The organism is Microbacterium sp. F51-2R (genome assembly GCF_052180235.1).
Lineage (GTDB): Bacteria > Actinomycetota > Actinomycetes > Actinomycetales > Microbacteriaceae > Microbacterium.
Genome location: NZ_CP197470.1, coordinates 2,088,922 through 2,112,435, shown reverse-complemented (window position 1 = coordinate 2,112,435; position 23,514 = coordinate 2,088,922). Strand labels below are relative to the sequence as shown.

Sequence of the window (23,514 nt, the reverse complement as noted above, 5' to 3'; positions counted from 1 at the left end):
TCGAAGATGATCAAGCTGCTCTCGCACTTGTCTTACGTGGCGATCACGTCACCGGATGTCGAGGCATCCGTCGACTTCTACGTCAACCAGGTCGGACTCACGGTCGTCGACCGCGTCGACGGCGCCGTCTACCTCCGATGCTGGGGCGACTACTACGCGTACAGCGTCGTCGTGCTCCCCGGCGACGAGCCCTCGCTCGACACCGCCGCGTGGCGCACCTCGAGCCCGGAGGCGCTCGAGGAGGCCGCGAAGCGCGTCGAGGCCGCCGGCATCCAGGGCGAGTGGGTCGACGTGCACAAGATCGGCCGCGCGTACCGCTTCACGGGTCCGTGGGGGCACACCCTCACGCTTCACTGGGACGTCACGCGCCACAAGGACACCGAGGGCGACGCCGCGTCGATCTACCCCGACCGCCCCTCGCGTCGCAGCAAGGTCGCCGGCGCCCCGCGCCAGCTCGACCACGTCACGATCGCGACGAGCGACGTCGACGCGTTCGTCAAGTGGTACGTCGACGTGCTCGGCTTCCGCTTCATGGCGCGCACGGTCCTCGACGAGGCGCCGATCTCGGTCTTCTCCGTGCTCACCACCAACGAGAAGTCGCACGACCTCGGCGTCGTGCTCGACGGCTCGAGCCGCGCCGGCCGCGTCAACCACTACGCGTTCTGGGTCGACACGCGCGAGGAGCTGCTCATCGCCGCCGACATCCTCGGCGAGAACGGCTACCCGATCGAGTACGGCCCCTCGATCCACGGCATCGGCGAGCAGAACTTCCTCTACTACCGCGAGCCCTCGACGCTGCGCATCGAGCTCAACACGGGCGGATACCGCAACTACGTGCCCGACTGGGAGGCCAACACCTGGAAGCCCTCGCAGGGCTCGAACAACTTCTATCGCAACAGCGTCATGCCGATGTCGATGACGGAGTCGTTCCCGCCGGCCGACGGACCGTCGGCGACGGAGGAGGGCGTTCCCGACGAGATCAAGGACGCCCTGCTCAACCCCTACGCCAAGCACGGCCAGGGCTGACAAGCTCGAGGGTGGGGGCGCTTCTTGAAGGGCGTCCCCGCCCTCGCACCACGTTCGACACCACGAACACGGAGGACACATGACGACGTCGTCAGCAGGACTGACCGCCCCCTTCGCCCTCGCGCGATTCCGCGACGGCGATGCCGTGCACCTCGGCCTGGTCGCGGGCGACCGCATCCGCGAGCTGTCGGCCGTCGACCTCGGCGCCGCCGACCTCAACGCCTTCCTCGGCCGCCCCGACTGGGAGCGCCTTCGCGCACTCGTGTCGGGGGACGGACCGTGGATGCCGCTCGCCGACGTCGTGCTCACGGCGCCCGTCGTGCCGCGGCAGGTGCTGCAGGCGGGAGCCAATTACCGCCAGCACGTCATCGAGCTCGTCGTGGCAGGGCTCACGCAGGACGACACGCGCACGCCCGAAGAGGCCCGCGCCTTCGCCGCGAAGCTCATGGACGACCGCGCCGCCAACGGCGAGCCGTACTTCTTCATCGGCCTGCCGACCATCGTCGTCGGCGACGATGTGCCCCTCGTGCTGCCGGGATACAGCGACGTGCACGACTGGGAGCTCGAGCTCGCCGTAGTGATCGGCACCGAGGCGTACCGCGTCTCCCGGGAAGACGCCCTGGACCACGTCGCCGGCTACACGATCGTCAACGACATCACGACGCGCGACCTCGTCTTCCGCAAGGACATGAAAGAGATCGGCACCGACTGGTACCGCGCGAAGAACGCGCCGGGTTTCCTGCCCACCGGCCCCTTCCTCGTGCCCGCCCCGTTCGTCGACGGCGGCGACCTCGACGTGCGCCTCGACCTCAACGGCGAGACGAAGCAGGACGGCTCGACGAGCGACCTGCTCTTCGACATCCCGACCCTCGTCTCGAGCGCCTCGCAGACGACGGTCCTGCTCCCCGGCGACCTCCTCCTCACCGGGAGCCCGCCCGGCAACGGCCAGCACTGGAGGCGGTTCCTGCGGGACGGCGATGTCATGACCGGCACGATCGAGGGCCTCGGCACTCAGCTCGTCCGCTGCGTCGCCGAGGGCGCGGCCGCCGCGACCCCCGCGGCCTCCGCGGCGACGGGGGCGAACGCGTCATGACCGCGCCTTCCGACAACCCCGCTGACCTCGACCGGCAGAACCCCGAGGCCGAGATCGCCGCGCGCGCCGACGCCTACCGCAACTGGGGCCGCTGGGGCGATGACGACCGTCTCGGAACCCTCAACTTCATCGACGCGGCAAAGCGCATCGAGGCGGCCGGGCTCGTGCGCGAGGGCGTCGTCGTCTCGCTCGCGCAGCCGTTCGACACCGACGGCCCGCAGACGGGCTGGCGCCGGCGGACCAACCCCGTGCACACGATGACCGACACGGGCACCGACGCCGAACGCGGCAATCAGGGCTTCCCGCACGGCATCGGCGGGGCCGACGACGTCATCGCGATGCCGCTGCAGTGCTCGACCCAGTGGGACGGGCTCGGCCACATCTTCGACCACGGGATGGCCTGGAACGGCCGTCGCGCGGGGGATGTCGTCACGAGCGACGGCGACCTCGTGACCGGGATCGAGCACACCAGGACCTCGTTCGTCACGCGCGGGGTCCTGCTCGACGTGGGCGCGCACCTTCGGCCCGAGACGGGCGAGCTCGAGGACGGCTACGCCATCACGGCGGCCGACCTCGATGCGACGATCGCCGCGCAGGGCGCTTCGAGCCGTGTGCGCCGCGGCGACATCGTCCTCGTCCGCACCGGCCGCTACGCCCGCGCGCGGCGCGAAGGCTGGAACGGCTACGCGGGCGGCCCGGCTGCAGGGCTCTCGCTCACGACGGCGGGGTGGCTCCACCGCGCCGAGATCGCCGGCATCGCGACCGACACGTGGGGCTTCGAGGTGCGACCCAACGAGTTCGACGTCCCCTCGTTCCAACCCCTCCACCAGGTCGTCATCCCCAACATGGGCCTGTCGATCGGGGAGATGTGGGATCTCGACGAGCTCGCCGACACCTGCCGCCGCCTCGGGCGGTTCGAGTTCTTCCTCGCCGCGCCGACCCTCCCCATCACGGGTGCGGTCGGTTCCCCCGTCAACCCCGTCGCCGTCCTCTGACGGCGGCGCATGAGCAAACACCACGCAGAACAGGGAGGTTCTGACATGACCGCAGTCCAGAAGGTCGCCATCGCCGGAAGCGGCGTCGCGGGCCTGGCCGCCGCCATCCAGCTCGCCAAGGCGGGCGTCCAGGTCGATCTCTTCGAGGCCAAGCCCGAACTCGGCGCTCTCGGATCGGGCATCTCGCTGCAGGGCAATGCGCTCCGCGCCTTCGACGCGCTCGGCGCGTGGGACGAGATCCGCGCCGCCGGGTACGCCTTCGAGGGGCTCAACCTGCGTGCACCGGGTCCCGGCGCCCCGATCGTCGCCGAGCTCCCCGACGTCAAGACGGGCGGGCCCGATTATCCCGCGGCGATGGGGATGCCTCGTCCCGCCCTCGCCCGCATCCTCCTCGAGCACGCGCAGAAGGCCGGTGCGAACGTCCGCTTCGGGGCGCGGCTGACGGGTCTCGAGCAGAGCACGGACGGCGTCGAGGTCTTCATCGACGGCGCCTCGGCCGGCACGTACGATCTCGTCATCGGCGCGGACGGCCTCAACTCGACGGTGCGCGAGCTCATCGGCATCCAGCAGAAGCCCGAGCCGACCGGCATGGGCATCTGGCGCTCTTTCGTCTCGCGCCCCGCCGAGGTCGTCCGCAGCGAGCTGTACTACGGCGGCCCGGTCTACATCGCGGGGTACACCCCGACGGGAGAGGACACGATGTACGCGTTCCTCGTCGAGAAGGCGCAGGACCGCGTGGGGATCTCCGACGAAGAGGCCACACGCATCATGCTCGAGGAGTCGCGCGCCTACGACGGCCCGTGGAACCACATCCGCGGCGACCTGGAGAAGGGCGCCCACGCCAACTACACGTGGTTCACGAAGCACATCGTCGAGGAGCCGTGGAACCGCGGACGCGTCGTCATCATCGGCGACGCCGCGCACAGCTGCCCTCCGACGATCGCGCAGGGCGCCGCCCAGGGCCTGGAGGACGCCGTCGTGCTCACCGAACTGCTCGTGACGAAGGATGCCGTCGACCAGGCGCTGTGGGACGAGTTCCACGCGCGCCGGCTTCCCCGGGCCAAGGCCGTCGTCGAGGCATCCGTCCAGCTCGGCCAGTGGCAGATCGACGGCAATCGCGACGCGGACGCCGGCGGCCTCATCTTCGGCATCGCGCAGAAGATGGCCCAGCCCGCATGAGCGCGGAGACGACGCGCGGCGGAGTGACCGACGTGCACGCGCACGTGCTGCTGCCCTCGCTGCAGGCGGCGGTCGAGCGGCGCTCGCCCGAGGGGGTCGCGGAGGCCGCCGCCCTCGAGCTGCGCCGCAACGGCGCCGAGAGCCTCGCCGTATCGGGCCCCATGGTCGGCGCGCGCGTGCCCAAGCTCACCTCGGTCGCCGAGCGCCTCGCCGCGATGGACGCGCAGGGCGTCGATCGGCAGTGGGTCAGCGCCTCGCCGAACCACTTCTATCCGTGGGCGCCCGAGGGGCTCGGCGTGTGGATCGCGTCGGAGGCCAACCGCCTCGTGGCCGAGCATGTCGCCCAGGCCCCCGACCGGCTCACGGGGCTCGGTCTCGTGCCGCTGCAGCATCCGTCGCGGATCCTGGAGTGCCTCGACGACGCGGTCCTCGGCCGCGGGCTCGCGGGCGTCGAGATCTCGTCGTTCGCGGGAGACGTCGAGCTCTCCGACGAGCGGCTCGAGCCCTTCTGGGCGCGCGCCGCAGAGCTCGGCGCCGTCGTGTTCCTGCACCCCTTCGGATGCAGCCTCGATGAGCGGCTCGACCGGTTCTACCTCTCGAACACCGTGGGGCAGCCGACCGAGAACGCCGTGGCGCTGTCGCACCTCATCTTCGCGGGCGTGCTCGACCGCCATCCGGGGCTCAAGATCGTCGCGGCCCACGGCGGCGGCTACCTGCCGTTCGCGATGGGCCGCTCCGATCGGGCCTGGCAGGTGCGGCCCGAGGCGCGCCGGTGCGAGCACCTCCCGTCGACATACCTGCGCAAGCTCTGGTTCGACACCGTCGTGCACGACCCGGTGGCGCTCCGCCACCTCGTCGAGGTCGCCGGCGCCTCGCAGGTCGTGCTGGGCAGCGACTTCCCCTTCGACATGGGGCTCGACGACCCCGTCGGGTTCGTGCGCGACGCGGATCTCCCCGCCGAGCTGACCGAGCGGATCCTGTCGGGCAACGCCGACGCGCTCCTCGAGACGAAGGTGCGCGCATGAGGATCGCCCGCTGGACGCCCGCAGACGGAACCGCACCCGGTGAGGTCGGCGAGGGGTTCGTCATCGGCGATCGCGTCGTCGCCTTCCCCGACGGCGCGACGGTCGCCGACATCCTCGCGGGGGGACAGGATGCCGCGCGCGCGGCGTTCTCCCGCGTGAAAGGCGAGGCGGGCACGGCCCTCGGCGACGTGCACCTCCTCGCGCCGGTGGTCCCGGCATCCGTCCGCGACTTCGTGGCCTTCGAGGAGCACGTCGAGGGCGTGAGCGCCGGCGTGGAGGGCAAGAGCTTCGTCGCGCCGGAGTGGTACGAGGCGCCGACCTTCTACTTCACCAACCCGCACACGATCCTCGGTCCCGGCGACGCCGTGAGTCCTCCCGTCACGAAGCGCCTCGACTTCGAGCTCGAGATCGCCGTCGTCATCGGCGATGCGCCGGGGGTCGGCGATGCCAACCTCACGACCGAGGACGCGGCATCCCGGATCTTCGGCTACACGATCATGAACGACTGGTCGGCGCGCGACGTCCAGGCCCGTGAGATGAAGGTGCGTCTCGGACCGGCGAAGGGCAAGGACTTCGGCACGAGCCTCGGCCCCTGGATCGTCACGGCCGACGAGCTCGACGAGTACCTCGACGCCGACGGCTTCCTCGCGATCCGCGCCGAGGTGCGCGTCAACGGTGAGCTCGTCGGCGAAGACCTCGTCTCGAACATGGGCTGGCCCTTCCCCGAGCTCGTCGCCTACGCGTCGCGCAACGCGCGCGTGCGCGCGGGTGACGTGCTCGGCAGCGGAACGGTCGGCAACGGCGGATGCCTCGGCGAGCTGTGGGGGAGAGGATCCACCCTCCCGGCGCTGCACGAGGGCGACGAGGTGCGCATGACGGTCGAGGGCATCGGCGAGCTCACCGGCACGGTGGGACCGATCGTCGAGGCGCCGGCCCTGCCCCCCGCGCGCACGCGCTCCCGCGCCCGCCACCGCTGACGCGGCTGCCCGGGGGCCTGGGTGCGTGGTGCCTGGGGGCCTGGGTGCCTAGGTGCCTGGGGGCTTGGTGCCTGGGCTTGGGTGCCGCGTGCCGGGCCCGGAACCTCCGCTCAGCGGAGGTTCTCACGGGAAGGGAGGGCCGGATGCCGCGAATCGGCCCTCCCTCCGCGTGAGGCCCTCCGCCCGGCGGAGGTTGCCGGCGATCCTCATACCCGGGCTGCGCCGCGGGCGAGGTCTTTAGTTGAAAACACACTAAAGATGGGCTAGAATCGACACTGACGTCGGGGTCTCTCACCGGAGCCCGTTCCCTGCCACGAAGGCGCGCAGGGGCACACACGGTCGCGTCGATCGCCCGGTCGTACGGGTCTTTGCGCGTATGAGCATGTCACCGTGGAGGCTCCGCCTCCTGATCGCCTCCCTCCTCACCGTGTCGCTCCTCGGAGCGCTCGACCACACGATCGTCTCCACCTCCCTCGCCACCATCGCGGGCGAACTCGGCGCCCTCGAGCACATGAGCTGGGTCGTCGTGGGGTACACCCTCGCGAGCACCGTCCTCCTCCCCGTCATCGGCAAGCTCGGCGATGCGATCGGCCCCCGCGCCGTGTTCCTCACCTCGCTGACGCTCTTCCTCGTGGCCTCGCTCGGCTGCGGGTTCGCGCAGGACATGCCGCAGCTCATCGCGGCCCGCATCGTGCAGGGCATGAGCTCGGCCGGCATCCAGCTCATGTCGCAGACGATCGTCGCCGAGGTCACGACGCCGCGCGACCGCCCCAAGTACCTCGCCATCATCGGCGCCGCCTTCCCCATCGCGATCCTCGTCGGGCCCGTCATCGGCGGCCTCATCACCGATTACTGGGGCTGGCAGTGGGTCTTCTGGATCAACATCCCCTTCGGCGTCGCCGCCCTCGTCCTCGCGATGGTCGCCGTCCCGCACATCGACGGCTTCGGCCGGCGGCGGTTCGATCTCGCCGGCTCGATCTCGTTCGCGATCGCGATGGTCGCCCTCGTGCTCGCCGTCACGTGGGTGGGCGATGCGGCGCTGGCCGCGGCATCCGTCGTCTGCTTCGCCGTCGCCGCCATGGGATTCGCGGCGTTCTTCCTCATCGAGCTGCGCGCGCCCGAGCCGCTCGTGCCGCTGCGGCTCTTCGCCGACCGGACGGTCGCAGCGGGCGTCGCCCTCTCCGCGATCATCGGGCTCGGGCTCTTCTCGATCACGGCGTATCTCCCGACGTACTTCCAGATGGCGTACCGCACGAGCGCGACCGTGTCGGGGCTCGTCCCCATCGCGACGGTGTTCGGGATGCTGGTGTCCAACCTCGCCACCGGGTGGCTCGTGAGCCGCACCGGCCACTACCGCCTCTACCCGATCGTCGGCACCGCGCTCGGCGCGGCGGGGCTCTTCGCGATGTCGCTCCTCCCCGTCGGCGCACCGCTGTGGGTGCCCATGGTCTTCATGGCCGTCGTCGGCATCGGGACCGGCGCGTTCATGAGCCTCGTCATCGCCGTCGTGCAAAGCGCCGCGCCGCGGCGCGACACGGGATCGGTCACGGCGACCGTCAACCTCGTGCGCCAGGTCGGCGCGACAGTCGCGACGGCCGTCATCGGCGGCGTCATCGGCTTCGGCGTCGCCGCGAGGCTCCCCGGATCGCTGGATGCCTCGACCCTGACGCCGCAGCTCGTGCACGCGGCCTCGCCCGATGTGCAGGCGCAGGTCGCCGCCATCTACTCCGACGTCTTCGCCCCCGTCTTCGCAGCTCTCGCCGTCGTCTACGCCGCCGGCATCGTCGTCGCCGTCCTCCTCCCCGCCGGTCAGCTCTCCGATGAGACCGAGCCGGCCGCCAGCTCCGAACCCGTCACCGCGTGACCAGAAGAGGTACACCCATGTCGCAGCCATCCACCGTCGCCATCGTCGGCAGCGGACCCATCGGCTCCGCCTACGCCCGCACGATCCTCGAGGCCGACCCCGACGCCCGCGTCGTGATGTTCGAGGCCGGACCGCAGCTCACGGCCGTCCCCGGCGAGAGCGTCCGCAACATCGCCGACCCCGACGAGAAGGCGCGGGCCCGCGAGATGTCGCAGGGACCGCAGGCGGGAGCCTTCCGGGAGTCGCTCGGCCTTCCCGCGGGCGTCGCCGTGGAGGGCATGTTCACGGCGCGCCAGGGGACGCACCTGCTCGACTTCGGCGGCGAGGGCTCCGCCCACGCGCCCACCTTCCCCGCGGCGGCCGCCGCGACCAACGTCGGCGGCCAGGGCGCGCACTGGACGTGCGCGATCCCGCGGCCGGCGTTCAGCGAGAAGGTCGAATTCATCGACGACGCCGAGTGGGACGAGCTCATCTCCACCGCCGAGCAGCTGCTGCACGCACAGAGCGCGGCCTTCGCCGACTCGGCGATCGGCACCGCCATCCGCTCGCTCCTGGACGACGAGTTCGGCGCCGAGCTGCCCCCGGGCTACGGCGTGGGCACGCTGCCGGTCGCGGGCGACCCGCAGCCCGACGGATCGATGGTGTGGGCGGGCGCGAACACGGTGCTCGGGCCGCTCATCGAGGCGGGCACGCCCGAGTCGGAGCGCTTCGAGCTGCGCGACCTGACCCTCGTCCGCCGCATCGAGCACGAAGGCGGCCACGCGACGGGCGTCACGATCGAGGACCTCCGCACGAAGGAGACCTCCTTCTTCCCCGCCGATGTCGTGGTCGTGGCCGCCGACGCGTTCCGCTCGCCGCAGCTGCTCTGGGCATCCGGCATCCGTCCCCGCGCCCTCGGGCGCTACCTCACGGAGCACCACGTCGTGATCACCACGGTCGCCCTCGACGAGGACCGCATGAGCGCTCTCATCTCCGACGACGAGTTCGAGGCGGAGCTCGCGCGTCGCGCGCAGAACGCGGCCGATCCCGTCGCGGCGGTCAACCGCATCCCGTTCTCGGAACCCGACCACCCGCTGTCGCTGCAGGTCATGTACGCCGAGAAGCCGCCCTTCCAGCTCGACCCGTCGCACCCCGCCGCCGGCAACCGGTGGGGCTACGTCAACATGGGCTACGGCGTGCGCAAGCACCCGCGCGTCGAAGACGGCGTGACCTTCGACGACGATGAGCTGGACTACCGCGGCTTCCCGAACATGACGATCGAGTACGCGCTGACGGATGCCGAGCAGCCCGAGCTCGATGAGGCACGCGCCCGCATCCAGCGGGCCGGCAACGCGCTCGGCACCTTCGTCGCCGAGCCGCGGCTGCTGCCGAACGGATCGAGCCTGCACTACATGGGCACGATGCGGATGGGTCCTGCCGACGACGGCACGTCGGTCGCCGACCCCTGGTCGCGCGTGTGGGGCTTCGAGAACCTCGTCGTGGGCGGCAATGCGCTGATCCCCACGGCCAACACCATGAACCCGACGCTCATGAGCGTCGCGATCGCGGTGCGCGGGGCGCGCCGTGTCGTGGAGGCCCTCGCCGGATCGCGGGTCGAGGAGGTCGTGCCCGGTCGCTGATCCGGCGCTCCGTGCCGGTCGCGAAGCGAGAGGAGGGGGGCGGGTCGTGGGCTGTCGAGGACGGTCTGCGGCTTGTGCTCCTCGTGGGTTCGGCGTCGGCCCCTCCTCTCGGTCGCTGCGCTCCCTCGCTCGGGAACCGGTGGCGCCTTGGGCCCGGTGGAGCGCCGCTCCCTCGCTCGGGAACCGGTTAAGCGGTGGTCGCTGACCCCGCGATGCGATCGGCCATGAACTTCGCGCCGGCCGACGAGGTGAACGCCCCGTCGACGGGGATCTCGGCGCCCGAGAGGTAGGACGCGGCATCCGACAGCAGGAATGCCACGACCGCCGCGACCTCGTCCGGTGCTCCGGTGCGCTCGAGGGGCGTCAGGGCGAGCTGCGCCTCGCGCATCGCCTCGGGCGCACCGGCGGTCATCGGCGTCTCGATGAAGCCGGGGTGGACGATGTTCACACGGATGCCTCGGGGCCCGAGCTCGGTCGCCGCGACATGCGTGAGTCCGCGCAGCCCCCACTTCGACGTCGTGTAGGCGACCGGGTAGTGGGCCGTGAGCGCCGCCGACGAGCCGATGTTGACGATCGACGACCCCGCACCCATGAGGGGCGCGAGGGCCTGGATGCCGAGCATCGGCCCCGTGAGGTTCACGGCGATGACGCGGTCCCAGTCGTCGCGGGCGACGGCGCCGAGCCGGGCGCGGTGGGTGATCCCGGCGTTGTTCACGAGACCCCGCAGCGGCTCCTCGCCGAGGTCGTCGGCGAGCGAGCGTGCGAGCTGCTCCCAGCCGTGCTCGTCCGTCACGTCGAGCCGGCGGTACTCGATGCCCGCGAGGTCGGCGGACGCGGCATCCGTCACATCCGTCGCGATGACCCTCGCCCCGGCCGCGGCGAGGAGGAGCGCCTCCGCGGCGCCCTGCCCGCCGCCGGCTCCGGTCACGACGATCGTGCGGCCCTCGAGGCCGGGGTAGGCGGCGCTGGTCATCCTCCGACGCTAGCCGCGGCATCCGCCTGCGGGAATGCGCTTTCGGTGATGTGCAGCATCGACACGACCGACGGCGCCGAGGGTGCGGACCGGGGCAGGATGGGCGCATGAACCTCTCGCCCGGCACCCTCTTCTCCTGCGCGGGGCAGGTCGCGATCGTGACCGGCGCGGGCACGGGCATCGGCCGCGCGTGCGCCGAGGCGCTGGCGGCCGCGGGCGCGCGCGTCGTGATGGCGGGCCTCGGTTCGTCGGAGCCCGAGCGCGCCGCCGCCGACCTCGTCGCGCGGGGATTCGAGGCGATGGGCGTCGAGTGCGATGTGACGGATGCCGCGCAGCAGCGCCTCCTCGTCGAGGCAACCGTGCAGAAGTGGGGCCGGGTCGACACCGTGCTCGCCAACGCCGGCGCGGCGCTCGACGAGCCCGGCGCCGACGATGCCCTGGACCGCATGGATCGGATGTACGCACTGCACGTCCGCGCCGTCGCAGCGCTCGCCGATCTCACGCTGCCGCTCATCGCAGACGGCGGCGGGGGAGCGTTCCTCGTCATGTCGAGCCTGTCGGGGCTGCGCGGCAACCGCGTGCTGTCGGGGTACGGCGTCACGAAGGCCGCCAACGCGCAACTCGCGCGCAACATCGCGGTGCAGTGGGGCGCCCGAGGAGTGCGCGCCAACGCGATCTCTCCCGGGGTGATCGCGACGGAGTTCGCGACACCCATCACAGGAGACGCGGATGCCTCCGCCGCACGGCTCGCGAAGACCCCGCTCGGGCGCTTCGGAACGCCGGCCGAGGTCGCGGGGGCTGTGGTCTGGCTCGCTTCGCCGGCGGGCGCGTTCGTGACAGGACAGAACATCGTGATCGACGGCGGCACGCTCATCTCCGACTGATCTGCAGGGGGTTCTCGCGCTCGCCGGCTCCTCCACAGGCCCCCGCGGACTCGATTTCCCACAGGCGCGAATGATCTTCTGATCTGGCGGTTTATCGACGTCGCGATGTCGGAGGCCCCCACGAGAATGGGGGGTATGAACAGCATCGCGGCGGCCCTCGAGAGGGTGGGCCACGACCTCCTCGCGGTGGTCGGCGAGGTGTTCGATCGCGACTTCGCCCGCAGCCTGTCCGAGTCGGAGGTGCTCGAGATGATGGCGGCCGCTGCGCGGATCGTGAGGGCGGGCGAGGCGCTCCTGGTCGAGACGACGGCGCCGGTGTCCGATCGCTCGGACGGCATCCCGACCGCGGATCGGATGACGACGCGACGCGGCTGCGCCTCGACGAGCGAGCTCGTGCAGCGGGTGACGCGGGTGTCGAAGACGCGCGCCGCCGACGTCGTGAAGGCGGCGCGGGCGGTCCTCACCCCCGTGGCGCTCACGTCGGGCGAAGTGCTCCCGGCGGTTCTCCCCTCGATGCGCGCCGCGATGGCCACGGGAGAGGTCGGCGTCGACGCAGTGGTCGCGGTGGCGGGCCCCCTCCTCTCCAGCGCCGCCGCCACCACAGCGGTCCTCGCTGCCGAGGCGGAGCTCGCGGCGACCGCGGTCGGAGCGGGGGCGGATGCCGCGCCCCCGGCGTGCGCCGAGGACCTCCGTGCGATGGCCACGGTCTGGGCGATGTACCTCGATCAGGACGGTGCCGAGCCGCGCCAGGGTCGCGCGATGCGCAAGCGCGGAGTGACGATCGGGACGTGCCGGGATGGGCTGCACGCCCTGCGCGGGAACGTCCTCCCGGAGGTCGCCGGGCAGCTGCAGCTTCTGTTCGACAGCGTGCTCAACCCGCGAGTGGATGACGTGCCCGGGCCGTCAGGGGCGGTGTTCGATGACGATGACGCTGACCCCGAGACGATGGATCCTTCCGACCCGCACGCCCCGTTGCCTTCCACGGCCGACACGCGCACGCGGGCGCAGAAGCAGCACGACGCGTTCGCCGGCATCCTGAACCGCGTCGCCGCGTCCGGCACCATGCCCACCCTCGGTGGCGCGGCTCCTACTCTCGTCGTGTCCGTGCGCGCTGAGGATCTCGAATCGGGGCGCGGTTTCGCGCACATCAGCGGAACCGACGAACCGGTCTCGCTGGCCTCCGCCCGGCACGTCGCGTGCGCGGGCGCGGTGCAGCGGGTCGTGTTCGACGACGCCGGCCGGATCGTCGCCCTGGGTACGAGTGACCGCGTGTTCGGCCATCACCAGCGACGCGGGATCACCCTCCGCGACGGCGGATGCATCATCCCCGGCTGCCACGTGAGAGCCGAATGGTGCGAGGTCCACCACGTGCAGGAGCATTCCCGGGGCGGTCCGACCCACACCGACAACGGAGTGCTCCTCTGCTGGCATCATCACCGCACTCTGGAGAACAGCGGGTGGGAGATCCGCGTGACCCACGGAGTGCCCGAAGTCCGTGGGCCCTCGTGGTGGGATGCCTTCCGCAAGTGGCGACCGGTGACGAAGTCCCCGGTGAGGATGCGCGAGCGGGTTCAGACGCGCATGAGGTCCTCGCCGGCAATGACGTCGCCCGGAAACTCCCGACGGATCGCCTCGAGGTCGTCGGCCGAGGCGTCGGTGTAGTGCGACAGCACGACCTTGCCCACATCTGCGGCCGCCGCGAGTGCGCCGACCTGCTCCGGTGACAGGTGCTCGGCGCGCATGTGAGCCTGCACGGGTGGCGGGACTGCGGCCACGTCAGCATCCGTGACCATCTCCGAGACGAGCACATCCGCGCCGCGGGCGAGATCCTCGACGGCGCGGCTCTCCCCGGTGTCACCGGTGAAGACCAGTGAGCGAGAGGCGGTGTCGAAGCGCAGTGCGTAGGACTTCTGCGGCGAGTCGAACCGGGTGAGTGCGTAGTGCGAGTTCTCGGCGGCGGTGACCTGGAACGCGGCATCCGAATACACGATCCCTGGCTCGACGTCGCGCGCCTCGAAGAGGGTCACCGGGTCGACGAGTCTGCCCTCCTGCCCGCGGATCGCGGTGTTCGCTCCCATGTAGGCAAGCACTCCGTCGCGGAGCGCAACGGTTCCGGGCGGACCGATCAGGGTCAGCGGTCCGCGACGCATGGTGTGCCGGAAGGTCATGAGGGCAGGAAGGCCCGCCGTGTGGTCGTCGTGCAGATGGGTCAGGAACACCACGTCGATGTCGCCGCACGTAAGACCCACACCGGCGAGCTGGCGGACGACTCCGACGCCGGCATCCACCAGCATGCGGACGCCGGCCACCTCGACGAGGCTCGCGATGCCGCTCCGGCGAGCATGACCGCCGGGGCCGCCTGCCGTGCCCAGGAGAGTGACAGCAGTCATGAGTGAGTTCCCCATCCGTCAAGGACGTGTGCGACTCCGGTGGCCGTCATGGCGCCGTCAGAGCCCCCGAGCCTCCCGCACGATGCCCGCGTACACGGCCGCACTCGGCTTGGCCGTCCGCTCGAACGTCTCGCGGTCCACGGAGTGCAGGCCCAGTTTGGGGCCGTACCCGAAGATCCACTCGAAGTTGTCCATGAGCGTCCAGTGGCAGTAGCCGAGCACCGGCACACCGTCGGCGACGGCCTGCGCGAGCCCCGCGAGCGAGGGCCCGATGAACGCGGCACGGATGCTGTCATCCTCGGTGCCGATGCCGTGCTCGCTGACGAGCACGGGCAAGTGGGCCACCGAGTACACGTACTCCACTGCTCCCCGCAGCGAGTCCGGCTCGACGGCCGTCCCCATGCCGTTGACCGCGACGCCCTCTGCGGGGGGAACCTTACCGTCGGGGCCATAGGTGATGCGCTCGTAGTTCTGCACGCCGATGAAGTCGTCGTCGCGAGCGAGCACGAGCCAGTGCTCGTAGACCTCGGCGCGCTTGCGGTCGCGCAGCTCCTCGCCGCCCGGCGCGGCGACATCGTCGACGATCGCGAGCGACAGCCCGACCGGCAGCTCGGGCTGCCGCGCCTTGATCGCCGCCTTTGCCGCGGCGTGTCCCGCCGTCATGCCCGCGCGCATGGCCGCGAAGTCGTCGCGCAGCATGACGTTGCCCGCGCGGTACCGCTCGACGCCCGCCGCGGCCGAGGCGGCCTCGAGCGTCGCGCGCTCCAGCTCGGGGACGAAGTCCGGAAGGCCGGCCCACGTGAGCATCTCGGGCAGATCGGGCTCGTTGAAGGTGACCGCCATCGCGATCCGGTCGCCGAAGCGGTCCATGACGATGCCGCAGTACCGGGCGAACAGGTCAGGAGCGTCGGGGTCGAGCCACGCGCCCCGCTTCGCGAACCAATGGGGCGACGTGAAGTGGTTGAACGTCACGATCGGTGCGAGGCCGCGGGCGAGGCATCCGTCGACGATCGCCTCGTAGTGCGCGAGCGCTTCTTGGGAGAACTCCCCTTCGACCGGCTCGACGCGCGCCCACTCCACGGAGAAGCGATAGGCGTTGAGGTTCATCCCGGCGACGAGGTCGAGGTCCGACTCCCACAGCTCCCACCCGTTCGTCGCCTTGCCCGAGGGCTCACGGAAGATCGTGGGCGTCACGTTCTCGAGGAACCACGTGTCGCTCGTGACGTTGTCGCCCTCGTTCTGGTGACCGGCGGTGGCGACTCCCCAGAGGAAGTCGGCGGGGAAGGATGCTGCGGGCATGAGTGGTCCTCTCTGAACTCCCGCTCATCCTGTCACACTTGTTCATTGTGTGAAAGCATGTTTCACTGTGAGCAGTGATGCGCGCAGCCATATTAGGCGCTCGCTAACGAGGCGCAGGTGAATCCGAATGGCCAAAACGGCCGGGCAGGGTCAGCCTGTACCGAAGGATCGCTTCCCGACCGCGATCCGTGACACCGCAGTCCGAAGCACCTCACCGATCACAGGAGATCAGGATGATCCGAATCACCACAGCACGTGGCGCCGCCGTCATTGTGGCACTCGCCGCCTCAGCCCTGGCGCTCAGCGCCTGCACCGGGTCGGGCGGGGGAGGCTCGGCCAGTGGCGGCGCCGCCGACACCTCGAAGCTCGTCATCGGCCTCGATTCCGACCAGGCCGCGCTCGGCTACGACCCCGTGCGCTACGGCAGCGGGCAGCGGATGTTCTTCGAGGGCATTTACGACTCGCTGTTCCGGCTCGACGAGAGCGGCAAGATCGTGCCCGACCTCGTGACTTCGTTCACGTACAGCGACGACAAGACACAGCTCACGCTCGACCTCGACACCAGTGCGACCTTCGGCGACGGCACGGCCCTCAGCGCCGACCTCGTCAAGGAGAACCTCGACGCGCGCAGCAACCCCGACCTCTCCGCCTACAACGGCTTCGCCGCCGGCGGACAGCAGGAGATCTCCGAGGTCGCCGTCGTCGACGACGACACCGTCACGCTGACCTTTGCGAAGCCGCAGCCCGGATTCGAGTCGAACCTCGTGATGCCTGCCGGGGCGATCGTCGGCCCGACCGGCGCGGCGGATCGCTCGACGCTGGACTCGACGCCCGACGGATCCGGTCCGCTCGAGATCGACGCGGACGCGACGGTCAAGGGCAACTCCTACCTTCTGGTGAAGAAGAAGGACAACCCCGCCGCGGCCGACTACCCGTTCGACTCCTACGAGTTCAAGCCGATCCTCGACCCGCAGGCGCGCGTCAACGCCGCCATCTCCGGCGAGGTCGACATGGCCAACATCACCGCCGACACGCAGGCGCAGGTCGAGTCGTCGGGAACGGGACTCGTCGCCAACGGCGGCACCGTGCAGAACATCGTCGCCTTCGACAAGGTCGGCGCCCTCGCACCGCAGTGGGCCGACGCGCGGGTCTACCAGGCGCTGTCGATGGCGATCGACCGCGAGACCTACGTCAAGGCGGTCCACCCCGGTGAGGTGCCGACGGCCAACGCCCTCCCCGCCGACAACCCGGGGTACCTGCCTGAGCTCGAGAAGGAGTACGCGTACGACCCCGAGGGTGCCAAGGCCCTCCTCGCCGAGGCCGGCTACCCCGACGGGTTCTCGTTCGACTACACGATCAACCAGGGCAGCCAGCGCGACCTCGAGGCGCTCCAGCCCTACTGGGAGGCCATCGGGGTCACGGTGAACCTCAAGAACGCCGCCTCCACGGAGGAGCTGTTCGCCGCCGTGCAGAAGGAGCCGCTCGGTGGACCTCTTCCGCTGACGTGGACCAACCCCCTCGGCAACGTCTTCGGCGTGCTCTTCGGCTTCGCGAACTTCCACGGCGCGAAGAACGATGAGATCCAGGCGGCCGCCGGCGCAATCGGCGCCGCCCAGGGCAGCGGCGACGAGAAGGCTCAGGCTGCCGCGCTCGAGGACCTCAACCGGGCGATCGTCGACTCGGGGTGGCTCATCCCGCTGTTCGAGCAGCTCGCTCCGTGGGCGTACAACACGGCGAAGGTCGCCGAGCCGACGTTCCCCGGCGCCGAGGCGTTCCCGATCCTCGCGTCCATCCAGCCCGCGTCCTAACCTGATGCCGGTGCCGGCGGCAGTCCGCCGCCGGTGCCGGCATCGCAGGGAGTGATGATGCTCTTGTTCATCCTGAAGCGGATCGCCTGGGCGATCCTGACTCTGCTGATCGCGTCGTGGATCGCCTTCGTCCTGGTGCACCTGTCGGGCTCGACGCCCGGTGGGGTGGCCCTCGGGCAGACCGGCACCCCCGAGCAGGTCATCGCCTACAACGAGTCCGTCGGCTGGTACGACCCCTGGCTGCAGCAGTTCTTCGCCTGGGTCGGACAGGTGCTGCAGGGGAACCTCGGCGTCTCGCTCATCGACGGCAGGCCGATCGGCCCCGACATCGCCAAGCGCCTGCCCGTCACCGCCGCCCTCGCTCTCGGCGGCACATTGCTGAGCGCTCTCCTGGGCACCACCCTGGGTGTCATCGCCGCCGTCCGCGGCGGAGCGGTCGACCGATTCATCACGATCCTCACCGGCATCATGCTGTCGCTCCCGGCATTCTGGGTCGGCATTCTGCTGGTCTACGTCTTCGCCGTGCAGATGCGGCTGCTGCCGGCCACGGGATTCGTCCCCTTCGAGGCGAGCCCCGAGAAGTGGTTCAAGTCGCTCGTGCTCCCGGTCCTCACCATCGCCCTCACCTCGGCGGGCTTCATCGCCCGCCAGACCAGGGCCTCGATGGCCGAGGCGCTCGCGCAGGAGCACATCCGCACCCTTCGCGCCGTCGGCACTCCGACGTGGCGCATCGTCTACGTGCATGCGCTGCGCGGCGCGAGCCTCCCGATCCTCGCGACCGTCGCGGTGCAGTTCATCGTCCTCTTCGGCGGGTCGGTCATGATCGAGCTGCTGTTCGCCCTGCCCGGGATCGGCCAGGCCATGCAGTCCGCCGTGGGCTCGGCAGATCTGCCGTTCGTGCAGGCGCTCGTCCTCGTCGCGACGCTCGTCGTGGTCGTCGTCAACGTGCTGCTCGAGACCCTCAACCGCGTCCTCGACCCGAAGCTGCGTGCCTCATGACCGTTTCGACCACCTCGATCCTCACGATCCGTCGCGCCGACAAGCGGCGTGGCAATCGCCTCCTCCGCTCGCCCATCGCCGTGATCTCGCTGATCTGGATCGTCGGGCTCGTCATCGCCTCGCTCACATCGCCCCTCTGGCTGCGATACGGGCCGCTCGAGCAGGACCTCACCGCCGTCCTGCAGGGTCCGTCGGCGGCGCATCTGCTCGGAACCGACGAGCTCGGCCGCGATCTCCTCTCGCGCATCGTCACGGCGGCCGCCTCGACGCTCGCCATCGCCACGATCCCGCCGATCGTCGCGGTCGCCATCACCTTGCCGGTGACGCTGTGGGCCGTCCGCAGTCTGCGGGCCGAGAACGTCATGAACCGCGTCAGCGAGATCGTCATGTCGCTGCCGGGAACCGTCATCATCCTCGCCTTCATCGCCGCGGTGGGCACGAACATGCCGCTCGTCATGGCGCTGTTCGGCGTGCTGCTGTTCGGCGCGCTCTACCGGATCCTCTTCGGCCAGGCGAAGAACCTTCAGAAGCAGCTCTTCGTCGAGGCGGCCGCCGTCGACGGCGTGCGCCCGACGAGTGCGAGCTTCCGGCACGTGCTTCCCAACATGTCGACGACGGTCATCGTGCAGTTCGTGCTCTTCTTCGGCGTCGGCATCATGATGCAGGCCGGTCTGGCGTTCATCGGTCTCGGGCCGCAGCCCCCCGAGCCGACGTGGGGCGGCATGATCCAGACGGCGTCGCGCTTCATCTTCCAGCAGCCCTGGATGATGGTGCCCACGGGCGCCGTCCTCGCGCTCACGATCATCGCGGCCAACTCGCTCGCCGACGTCCTCTCGGGCGGCGCCGCGACGCCGCCGCCGCTCGTGGCGCTACGTCGCACGCGCGCAGAGAAGAAGGCGACGGATGCCGAGTACGTCGTGGCCCTCGCGCCGACGCCGGTCGCGGCATCCGGCCCCGCCGAAGCCACCGTGCTCATCCCCGCCGAGACGACCACCGACTTCGACGAGATCGTCGCGTCGATCCCCGACGACATCCCCGACTCCAGCGCCCCCGACCTCACGCCCCACGGCGGACCGGCGGCGGAGGGCGAGCTCATCGTCGACGACCTCGTCCTCGGCGTCGACGGCGGACCGGCCCTCGTCACCGGAGTCTCGCTGCGTGTGCGCCCCGGCCGCGTCATGGGGCTCGTCGGCGAGTCGGGCTGCGGCAAGAGCGTCACGTCCTACGCGATCCTGGGGCTCCTCTCGCCCGGACTGTCGGTGCGGTCCGGCCGCATCCAGTGGGGCGGAGTCGACCTCGTCCACGCCGACGAGCAGGCCCTCTCGAAGGTCCGCGGTCACGACATCGCCTTCATCTCGCAGGAGCCGAGCCGTGCGCTCGACCCGATGTTCACGATCGGGTGGCAGCTCGCCGTGACGGTGAAGCGCCTGCGCCGCGTCGGCTCGGCCGAGGCGAGGCGGATCGCCGCCCAGCTCCTCGACGACGTCGGGATCGTCGACGCGCCGCGAGTGCTTAAGAGCTATCCGCACCAGATCTCGGGCGGCATGGCCCAGCGCGTCGCGATCGCGCTCGCACTGTCGGGCTCGCCGCGCCTGCTGATCGCCGACGAGCCGACGACGGCGCTCGACGTCACCATCCAGGCCGAGATCCTGGGTCTGCTGCGCGGCCTCGTCGCCGATCGCGGGATGTCGATCGTCCTCGTGACGCACGACCTCGGCGTCGTCGCGGATCTCTGCGACGACGTGTCGGTGATGTACGCGGGGCAGATCGTCGAGACGGGCTCGGTGCGCGATGTGCTGATGCGCCCCGAGCACCCGTACACGATGGCGCTCCTGGCCGCCGACCCGCACGCGATCATCGACTTCGAGGGGGTCACCCGGCTCGCATCGATCCCCGGCCAGGTGCCCCTGCCCGGATCGTGGACGACGGGATGCCGCTTCGCGCAGCGCTGCCGCTTCGCCCGCGACGAGTGCCTGACCGCCATCCCGCTGGGGCCGCGTGCCGAGGGCGCCGGCGGCGTGCGATGCATACGCCGCGACGAGGTGCGCGGACGGCAGGAGGAGTGGCGACAGCCCGTCGCGATCGGAGGAGCAGACCTATGACGAACGTGCAGGCGCCCGACCACGCGGATGCCGTCGCCGGCGGATCGGCCAGGCCGCTCCTCGAGGTGCGCAACCTCGTCATCCGGTACGGCAAGAAGGGGCCGGCGGCCGTCGACGACGTCTCGTTCACCATCGCGCGCGGCGAGACGCTGGGACTCGTCGGCGAGTCCGGCTCGGGCAAGACGACCATCGGGCGCGCGATCCTCGGGCTCCAGCCGGTCACGAGCGGGCAGATCATCTTCGAGGGCCGCGACATCACGAAGACGAGCGCCTCGCAGCGCCGCGCGCTGCAGGGCGACCTGCGGGCCGTGTTCCAGGATCCGTTCTCATCGCTCAATCCCCGGCGCCCCATCGGCGACGCGATCGCCGAGCCGCTGCGGGTCTCGGGTGTCGCGCGGGACGAGCGCGTCGGGCGCGTGAAGGACGTGCTGGATGCTGTGGGCCTCGCCCCCGGGTCGGAGGCGCGGTATCCGCGGCAGTTCTCCGGCGGGCAGCGTCAGCGCATCGCGATCGCCCGGGCGCTCGTCACCGATCCGCGGCTCGTCGTGTGCGACGAAGCGGTCAGCGCCCTCGACCTGTCGACGCAGGCCCAGGTGCTGAATCTGCTGTCGGACCTGCGCGCGGGCAAGGATCTCGGGTACCTCTTCATCGCGCACGACATGGCGGTCGTCGAGTTCCTGGCACAGCGGGTCATCGTGCTCAACCGGGGGCGGATCGTCGAGGAGGGTCTCACCGCCGACGTCATCCGCAATCCGCGCGAGCACTACACCCGCGTGCTCATGGCCGCTTCGCCCGTTCCCGACCCCGACGAGCAGGCGCGCCGCCGGGAGGAGTGGAAGCAGCTGCGAGCCCAGGCGAAGGCCGCCGCCTGAGCGTCAGTGGAAGGTCGCGTCGACCAGCGGCGACAGTGCCTTCGCCGTCTCGCGGAAGGCGTCGACCATCGGATTGAGTGCGTCGGTGAGACTGCACAGCACGATCGTGGCCGGTTCGATGTCGGGGATCGGGATGAAGGCGAGCTCTTCACGCCGGTAGTGCGCGCTGGCCGACTGACCCGCGATGTTGACCCCCGCGCCCGCTGCGACGAGTTCGAGGAGACCCTCGACGCTGTCGGCGGTCGGGCCCCGCTTGGGGCGCGAGCCGTCGGGCCGCGGATCGACGATCCACCAGTCCACGACCTCGGTCGGGCCGTTCGCCACCGAGACGAAGGTCTCGCCGTTGGTCTCGAGGATCGGGATCGACTCCCGCTCGGCGAGGGGGTGATCGGAGCGCACCACGAGCACGCGGGCTTCGCGCCAGAGCGGTTCGGCGCGCACGCGCGGAGGCAGTCGCATCGGCCACGGCGCGAAGACGACGTCGACACGCCCCGCCTCGAGGTCGTCGGCGACGTCGAAGAAGCCGAGGCGGCGCATCTCGATGCGCGCGTGCGGCACGGCCTGCATCGTCGCGGCGATCGCCGCGGTCGTGAGGGTGCCCGCGCCCGCCGCCACGACCCCCACCCGCAGCACCGGCGCATCACGATCCCGCCGGATCGAACGGCCCCACGCGAGCAGCTGATCGTGGTCGTCCTGCACCCGCCGGGCGAGGGGGAGCAGCTCGCGACCGAACGCCGTGAGCTCGACCTTGCGCGGGCTGCGCTCGAACAGCTTCACCTCGAGCTGCTGCTCGAGCCGGCTGATCTGCTGACTCAGCGAAGGGGGCGTGATGTTGAGTCGCTCCGCGGCGCGGCCGAAGTGCAGCTCCTCGGCGAGGGCGCAGAAATACCGGATCACGTGGATCGTCACATCCATGCCGCGATCTTAGTCTCAGGCTAACGCCGGGTAGGGATCTCGAACTTCCTTTCCCGCCGCATCCTCCTGAGACTGGCAGTACCCGCAGCGAGCCGTCGGAACCACCCGATGCCCGGTTCTCTGCGGTCACCCACGCACTTACAAGGAGGTAAGCATGACCACTTTCCCCGCTGACGACCCCGACAAGATCGCCTTCGCCGGCATCCTTCCCGCAGCACCCAAGCCTTACGTGATCGGCAACGGGCAAGGGGAGAAGTCGCTGGTCTTCGACCAGCTCTTCGAGATCCTCGTCTCGGGTGACGAGACGAGCGACCAGTACGGCGCGTGGACGATGAAGGCGCCCCGCGGGGAGCGCATCCCCGCGCACGTCCACCACCGCACGCACGAGTTCTTCTACGTCATCGACGGCGAGATCTCGGTGTGGATGGACGACCAGGCCGACTACCACTCGAAGACCACGCTCACGACGGGGGACTTCGCGTTCGTCCCGATCGGCATCGTGCACGCCTTCAAGATCGAGAACACCACGACGGTCTTCGGCGCCGGCACGGCGGGCTTCGAGCGCTTCTTCCACGCGATCGGCCAGAAGACCGACGCGACCGAGCCGCAGGGCGTCTTCGTCCCCGACTTCTCGGTCATGCGCGCCGCGGGCGAGAAGTACTGGACGCAGTTCATGCCCGAGTTCCAGTTCCGCGACTGATCGCATGCCCTCGATCCTCGAGGTCGACTTCGCGCAGCCCGAAGGCTTCCGCCCGCTCTCGCTCGACCTCCGCACACCCGGGGCCGATGGGGCACCCCTCGTCGTGTTCCTGCACGGCGGGGGGTTCCTGCGCGGCAGCCGCAAGGTCTTCACGCCGGGCCTGAGCGACGCGCAGTCGTTCGACCGCATCGTCGACGCCGGCTTCGCGGTCGCCTCGTGCGAATACCGGCTGAGCGGCGAGGCCCGCTTCCCCGCGCAGCGGGACGACGTGGATGCCGCGCTCGCCTGGCTGCAGGCGCACGGACCGGATCACGGAGTGGATGCCTCGCGCCTCGTGCTCTGGGGGGTGTCGGCCGGGGCGACGCTGGCCGCGCTCGCCGGCCTCCGCCGCGACGACGTGCGCGGCGTGGTGGAGTGGTTCGGGCCCACCGAGCTCTTCGCCATGGCGGCCCACGCCGTCGGCGAGCCGGCCGATCAGACCCGCGAGGCGCGCTGGCTCGGCGCCCCGGCCGCCGAGTCGCCGGAGGCCGCGCGCCTGGCCAGTCCCGCGCTGCAGGCGCATGCCGGGGCCCCGCCCTTCCACATCGCGCACGGGACCGACGACGAGCACGTGCCGTTCTCGCAGGGCGAGGCGCTCGTCGCGGCCCTGCGCGGCGTCGGGGCCGACGTCGAGTTCCACGAGGTCGCGGGCGGCCGGCACTTCTGGCAGGGACTCGCCGATCCCGCGCGGGTGTTCGACCCCGCCCTCGCCTTCGTCCGCCGCGTGACGGCATGATCCCGGCATCCGTCGCCCG

General features: G+C 70.7%; 20 protein-coding genes. 16 read left to right on the top strand and 4 right to left on the bottom strand.

Annotated elements, in window-relative coordinates:
* Positions 1-6: 6 nt before the first annotated feature.
* From ACSBPH_RS09385 to ACSBPH_RS09350, 8 genes are all read left to right on the top strand, one after another.
* On the top strand, positions 7-1,026 hold the full coding sequence (locus ACSBPH_RS09385; protein WP_442574083.1) for a VOC family protein: 1,020 nt from the start codon (positions 7-9) through the stop codon (positions 1,024-1,026).
* Between the two features lie 79 nt (positions 1,027-1,105).
* Complete coding sequence (locus tag ACSBPH_RS09380) at positions 1,106-2,119, top strand: fumarylacetoacetate hydrolase family protein (protein ID WP_442574082.1); 1,014 nt, start codon at positions 1,106-1,108, stop codon at positions 2,117-2,119.
* Positions 2,116-3,114 carry a cyclase family protein gene (locus ACSBPH_RS09375; RefSeq protein ID WP_442574081.1) on the top strand — a complete coding sequence of 333 codons (999 nt, stop codon included), beginning with the start codon at positions 2,116-2,118 and terminating at the stop codon, positions 3,112-3,114. Before ACSBPH_RS09380 ends, ACSBPH_RS09375 begins: the two co-directional genes overlap by 4 nt.
* 45 nt (positions 3,115-3,159) lie before the next feature.
* On the top strand, positions 3,160-4,293 hold the full coding sequence (locus ACSBPH_RS09370; RefSeq protein ID WP_442574080.1) for an FAD-dependent monooxygenase: 1,134 nt from the start codon (positions 3,160-3,162) through the stop codon (positions 4,291-4,293).
* Positions 4,290-5,318: an amidohydrolase family protein gene (locus ACSBPH_RS09365; protein WP_442574079.1), complete on the top strand. Its 1,029-nt coding sequence runs from the start codon at positions 4,290-4,292 to the stop codon at positions 5,316-5,318. Before ACSBPH_RS09370 ends, ACSBPH_RS09365 begins: the two co-directional genes overlap by 4 nt.
* Entirely contained in the window at positions 5,315-6,295 is a 981-nt protein-coding gene (locus tag ACSBPH_RS09360; RefSeq protein ID WP_442574078.1) for a fumarylacetoacetate hydrolase family protein, read from the top strand. Before ACSBPH_RS09365 ends, ACSBPH_RS09360 begins: the two co-directional genes overlap by 4 nt.
* A 376-nt stretch (positions 6,296-6,671) precedes the next feature.
* A complete protein-coding gene (locus ACSBPH_RS09355) occupies positions 6,672-8,159 on the top strand; it encodes an MFS transporter (RefSeq protein WP_442574077.1) in 1,488 nt (495 codons plus the stop codon).
* A gap of 17 nt (positions 8,160-8,176) precedes the next feature.
* A complete protein-coding gene (locus ACSBPH_RS09350) occupies positions 8,177-9,778 on the top strand; it encodes a GMC oxidoreductase (RefSeq protein ID WP_442574076.1) in 1,602 nt (533 codons plus the stop codon).
* Positions 9,779-9,965: 187 nt separating this feature from the next.
* Here ACSBPH_RS09350 and ACSBPH_RS09345 read toward each other — a convergent pair whose 3' ends face one another.
* Positions 9,966-10,751 carry an SDR family NAD(P)-dependent oxidoreductase gene (locus ACSBPH_RS09345; RefSeq protein ID WP_442574075.1) on the bottom strand — a complete coding sequence of 262 codons (786 nt, stop codon included), beginning with the start codon at positions 10,749-10,751 and terminating at the stop codon, positions 9,966-9,968.
* A 107-nt stretch (positions 10,752-10,858) separates the two neighbouring features.
* Here ACSBPH_RS09345 and ACSBPH_RS09340 point away from each other — a divergent pair, with 107 nt between their 5' ends.
* Positions 10,859-11,635 (top strand): SDR family NAD(P)-dependent oxidoreductase, encoded by a 777-nt coding sequence (locus ACSBPH_RS09340; protein WP_442574074.1) that lies wholly within the window; start codon positions 10,859-10,861, stop codon positions 11,633-11,635.
* Positions 11,636-11,770: 135 nt separating this feature from the next.
* The gene (locus tag ACSBPH_RS09335; protein WP_442574073.1) at positions 11,771-13,297 is read left to right on the top strand and encodes a DUF222 domain-containing protein; all 1,527 of its coding nucleotides are present in this window, start codon (positions 11,771-11,773) and stop codon (positions 13,295-13,297) included.
* Here the strand turns inward: ACSBPH_RS09335 and ACSBPH_RS09330 are convergent.
* Together ACSBPH_RS09330 and ACSBPH_RS09325 are read right to left on the bottom strand one after the other, a co-directional pair.
* A complete protein-coding gene (locus ACSBPH_RS09330) occupies positions 13,207-14,025 on the bottom strand; it encodes an MBL fold metallo-hydrolase (RefSeq protein ID WP_442574072.1) in 819 nt (272 codons plus the stop codon). The two genes, ACSBPH_RS09335 and ACSBPH_RS09330, sit on opposite strands and share 91 nt — an antisense overlap.
* Positions 14,026-14,082: 57 nt before the next feature.
* Positions 14,083-15,324, bottom strand: coding sequence for a glycoside hydrolase family 1 protein (locus ACSBPH_RS09325; RefSeq protein WP_442574071.1), 1,242 nt, complete (start codon positions 15,322-15,324; stop codon positions 14,083-14,085).
* A gap of 233 nt (positions 15,325-15,557) precedes the next feature.
* On the opposite strand from ACSBPH_RS09325, the gene ACSBPH_RS09320 reads away from it, so the two are divergent.
* The 4 genes from ACSBPH_RS09320 to ACSBPH_RS09305 are packed head-to-tail and all read left to right on the top strand — an operon-like array spanning position 15,558 to position 21,105.
* Complete coding sequence (locus tag ACSBPH_RS09320) at positions 15,558-17,132, top strand: ABC transporter substrate-binding protein (protein WP_442574070.1); 1,575 nt, start codon at positions 15,558-15,560, stop codon at positions 17,130-17,132.
* A 54-nt stretch (positions 17,133-17,186) separates the two neighbouring features.
* Positions 17,187-18,131: an ABC transporter permease gene (locus ACSBPH_RS09315; RefSeq protein WP_442574069.1), complete on the top strand. Its 945-nt coding sequence runs from the start codon at positions 17,187-17,189 to the stop codon at positions 18,129-18,131.
* Positions 18,128-20,233, top strand: coding sequence for a dipeptide/oligopeptide/nickel ABC transporter permease/ATP-binding protein (locus ACSBPH_RS09310; RefSeq protein WP_442574068.1), 2,106 nt, complete (start codon positions 18,128-18,130; stop codon positions 20,231-20,233). The genes ACSBPH_RS09315 and ACSBPH_RS09310 overlap by 4 nt, the downstream gene beginning before the upstream one ends.
* On the top strand, positions 20,230-21,105 hold the full coding sequence (locus tag ACSBPH_RS09305) for an ATP-binding cassette domain-containing protein (protein ID WP_442574067.1): 876 nt from the start codon (positions 20,230-20,232) through the stop codon (positions 21,103-21,105). The genes ACSBPH_RS09310 and ACSBPH_RS09305 overlap by 4 nt, the downstream gene beginning before the upstream one ends.
* Before the next feature lie 3 nt (positions 21,106-21,108).
* Here ACSBPH_RS09305 and ACSBPH_RS09300 read toward each other — a convergent pair whose 3' ends face one another.
* Positions 21,109-22,020, bottom strand: coding sequence for a LysR family transcriptional regulator (locus ACSBPH_RS09300; protein ID WP_442574066.1), 912 nt, complete (start codon positions 22,018-22,020; stop codon positions 21,109-21,111).
* A gap of 154 nt (positions 22,021-22,174) precedes the next feature.
* On the opposite strand from ACSBPH_RS09300, the gene ACSBPH_RS09295 reads away from it, so the two are divergent.
* Positions 22,175-22,720: a quercetin 2,3-dioxygenase gene (locus ACSBPH_RS09295; protein ID WP_442574065.1), complete on the top strand. Its 546-nt coding sequence runs from the start codon at positions 22,175-22,177 to the stop codon at positions 22,718-22,720.
* A 4-nt stretch (positions 22,721-22,724) separates the two neighbouring features.
* Positions 22,725-23,495: an alpha/beta hydrolase fold domain-containing protein gene (locus tag ACSBPH_RS09290; protein ID WP_442574064.1), complete on the top strand. Its 771-nt coding sequence runs from the start codon at positions 22,725-22,727 to the stop codon at positions 23,493-23,495.
* Positions 23,496-23,514 lie beyond the last annotated feature (19 nt).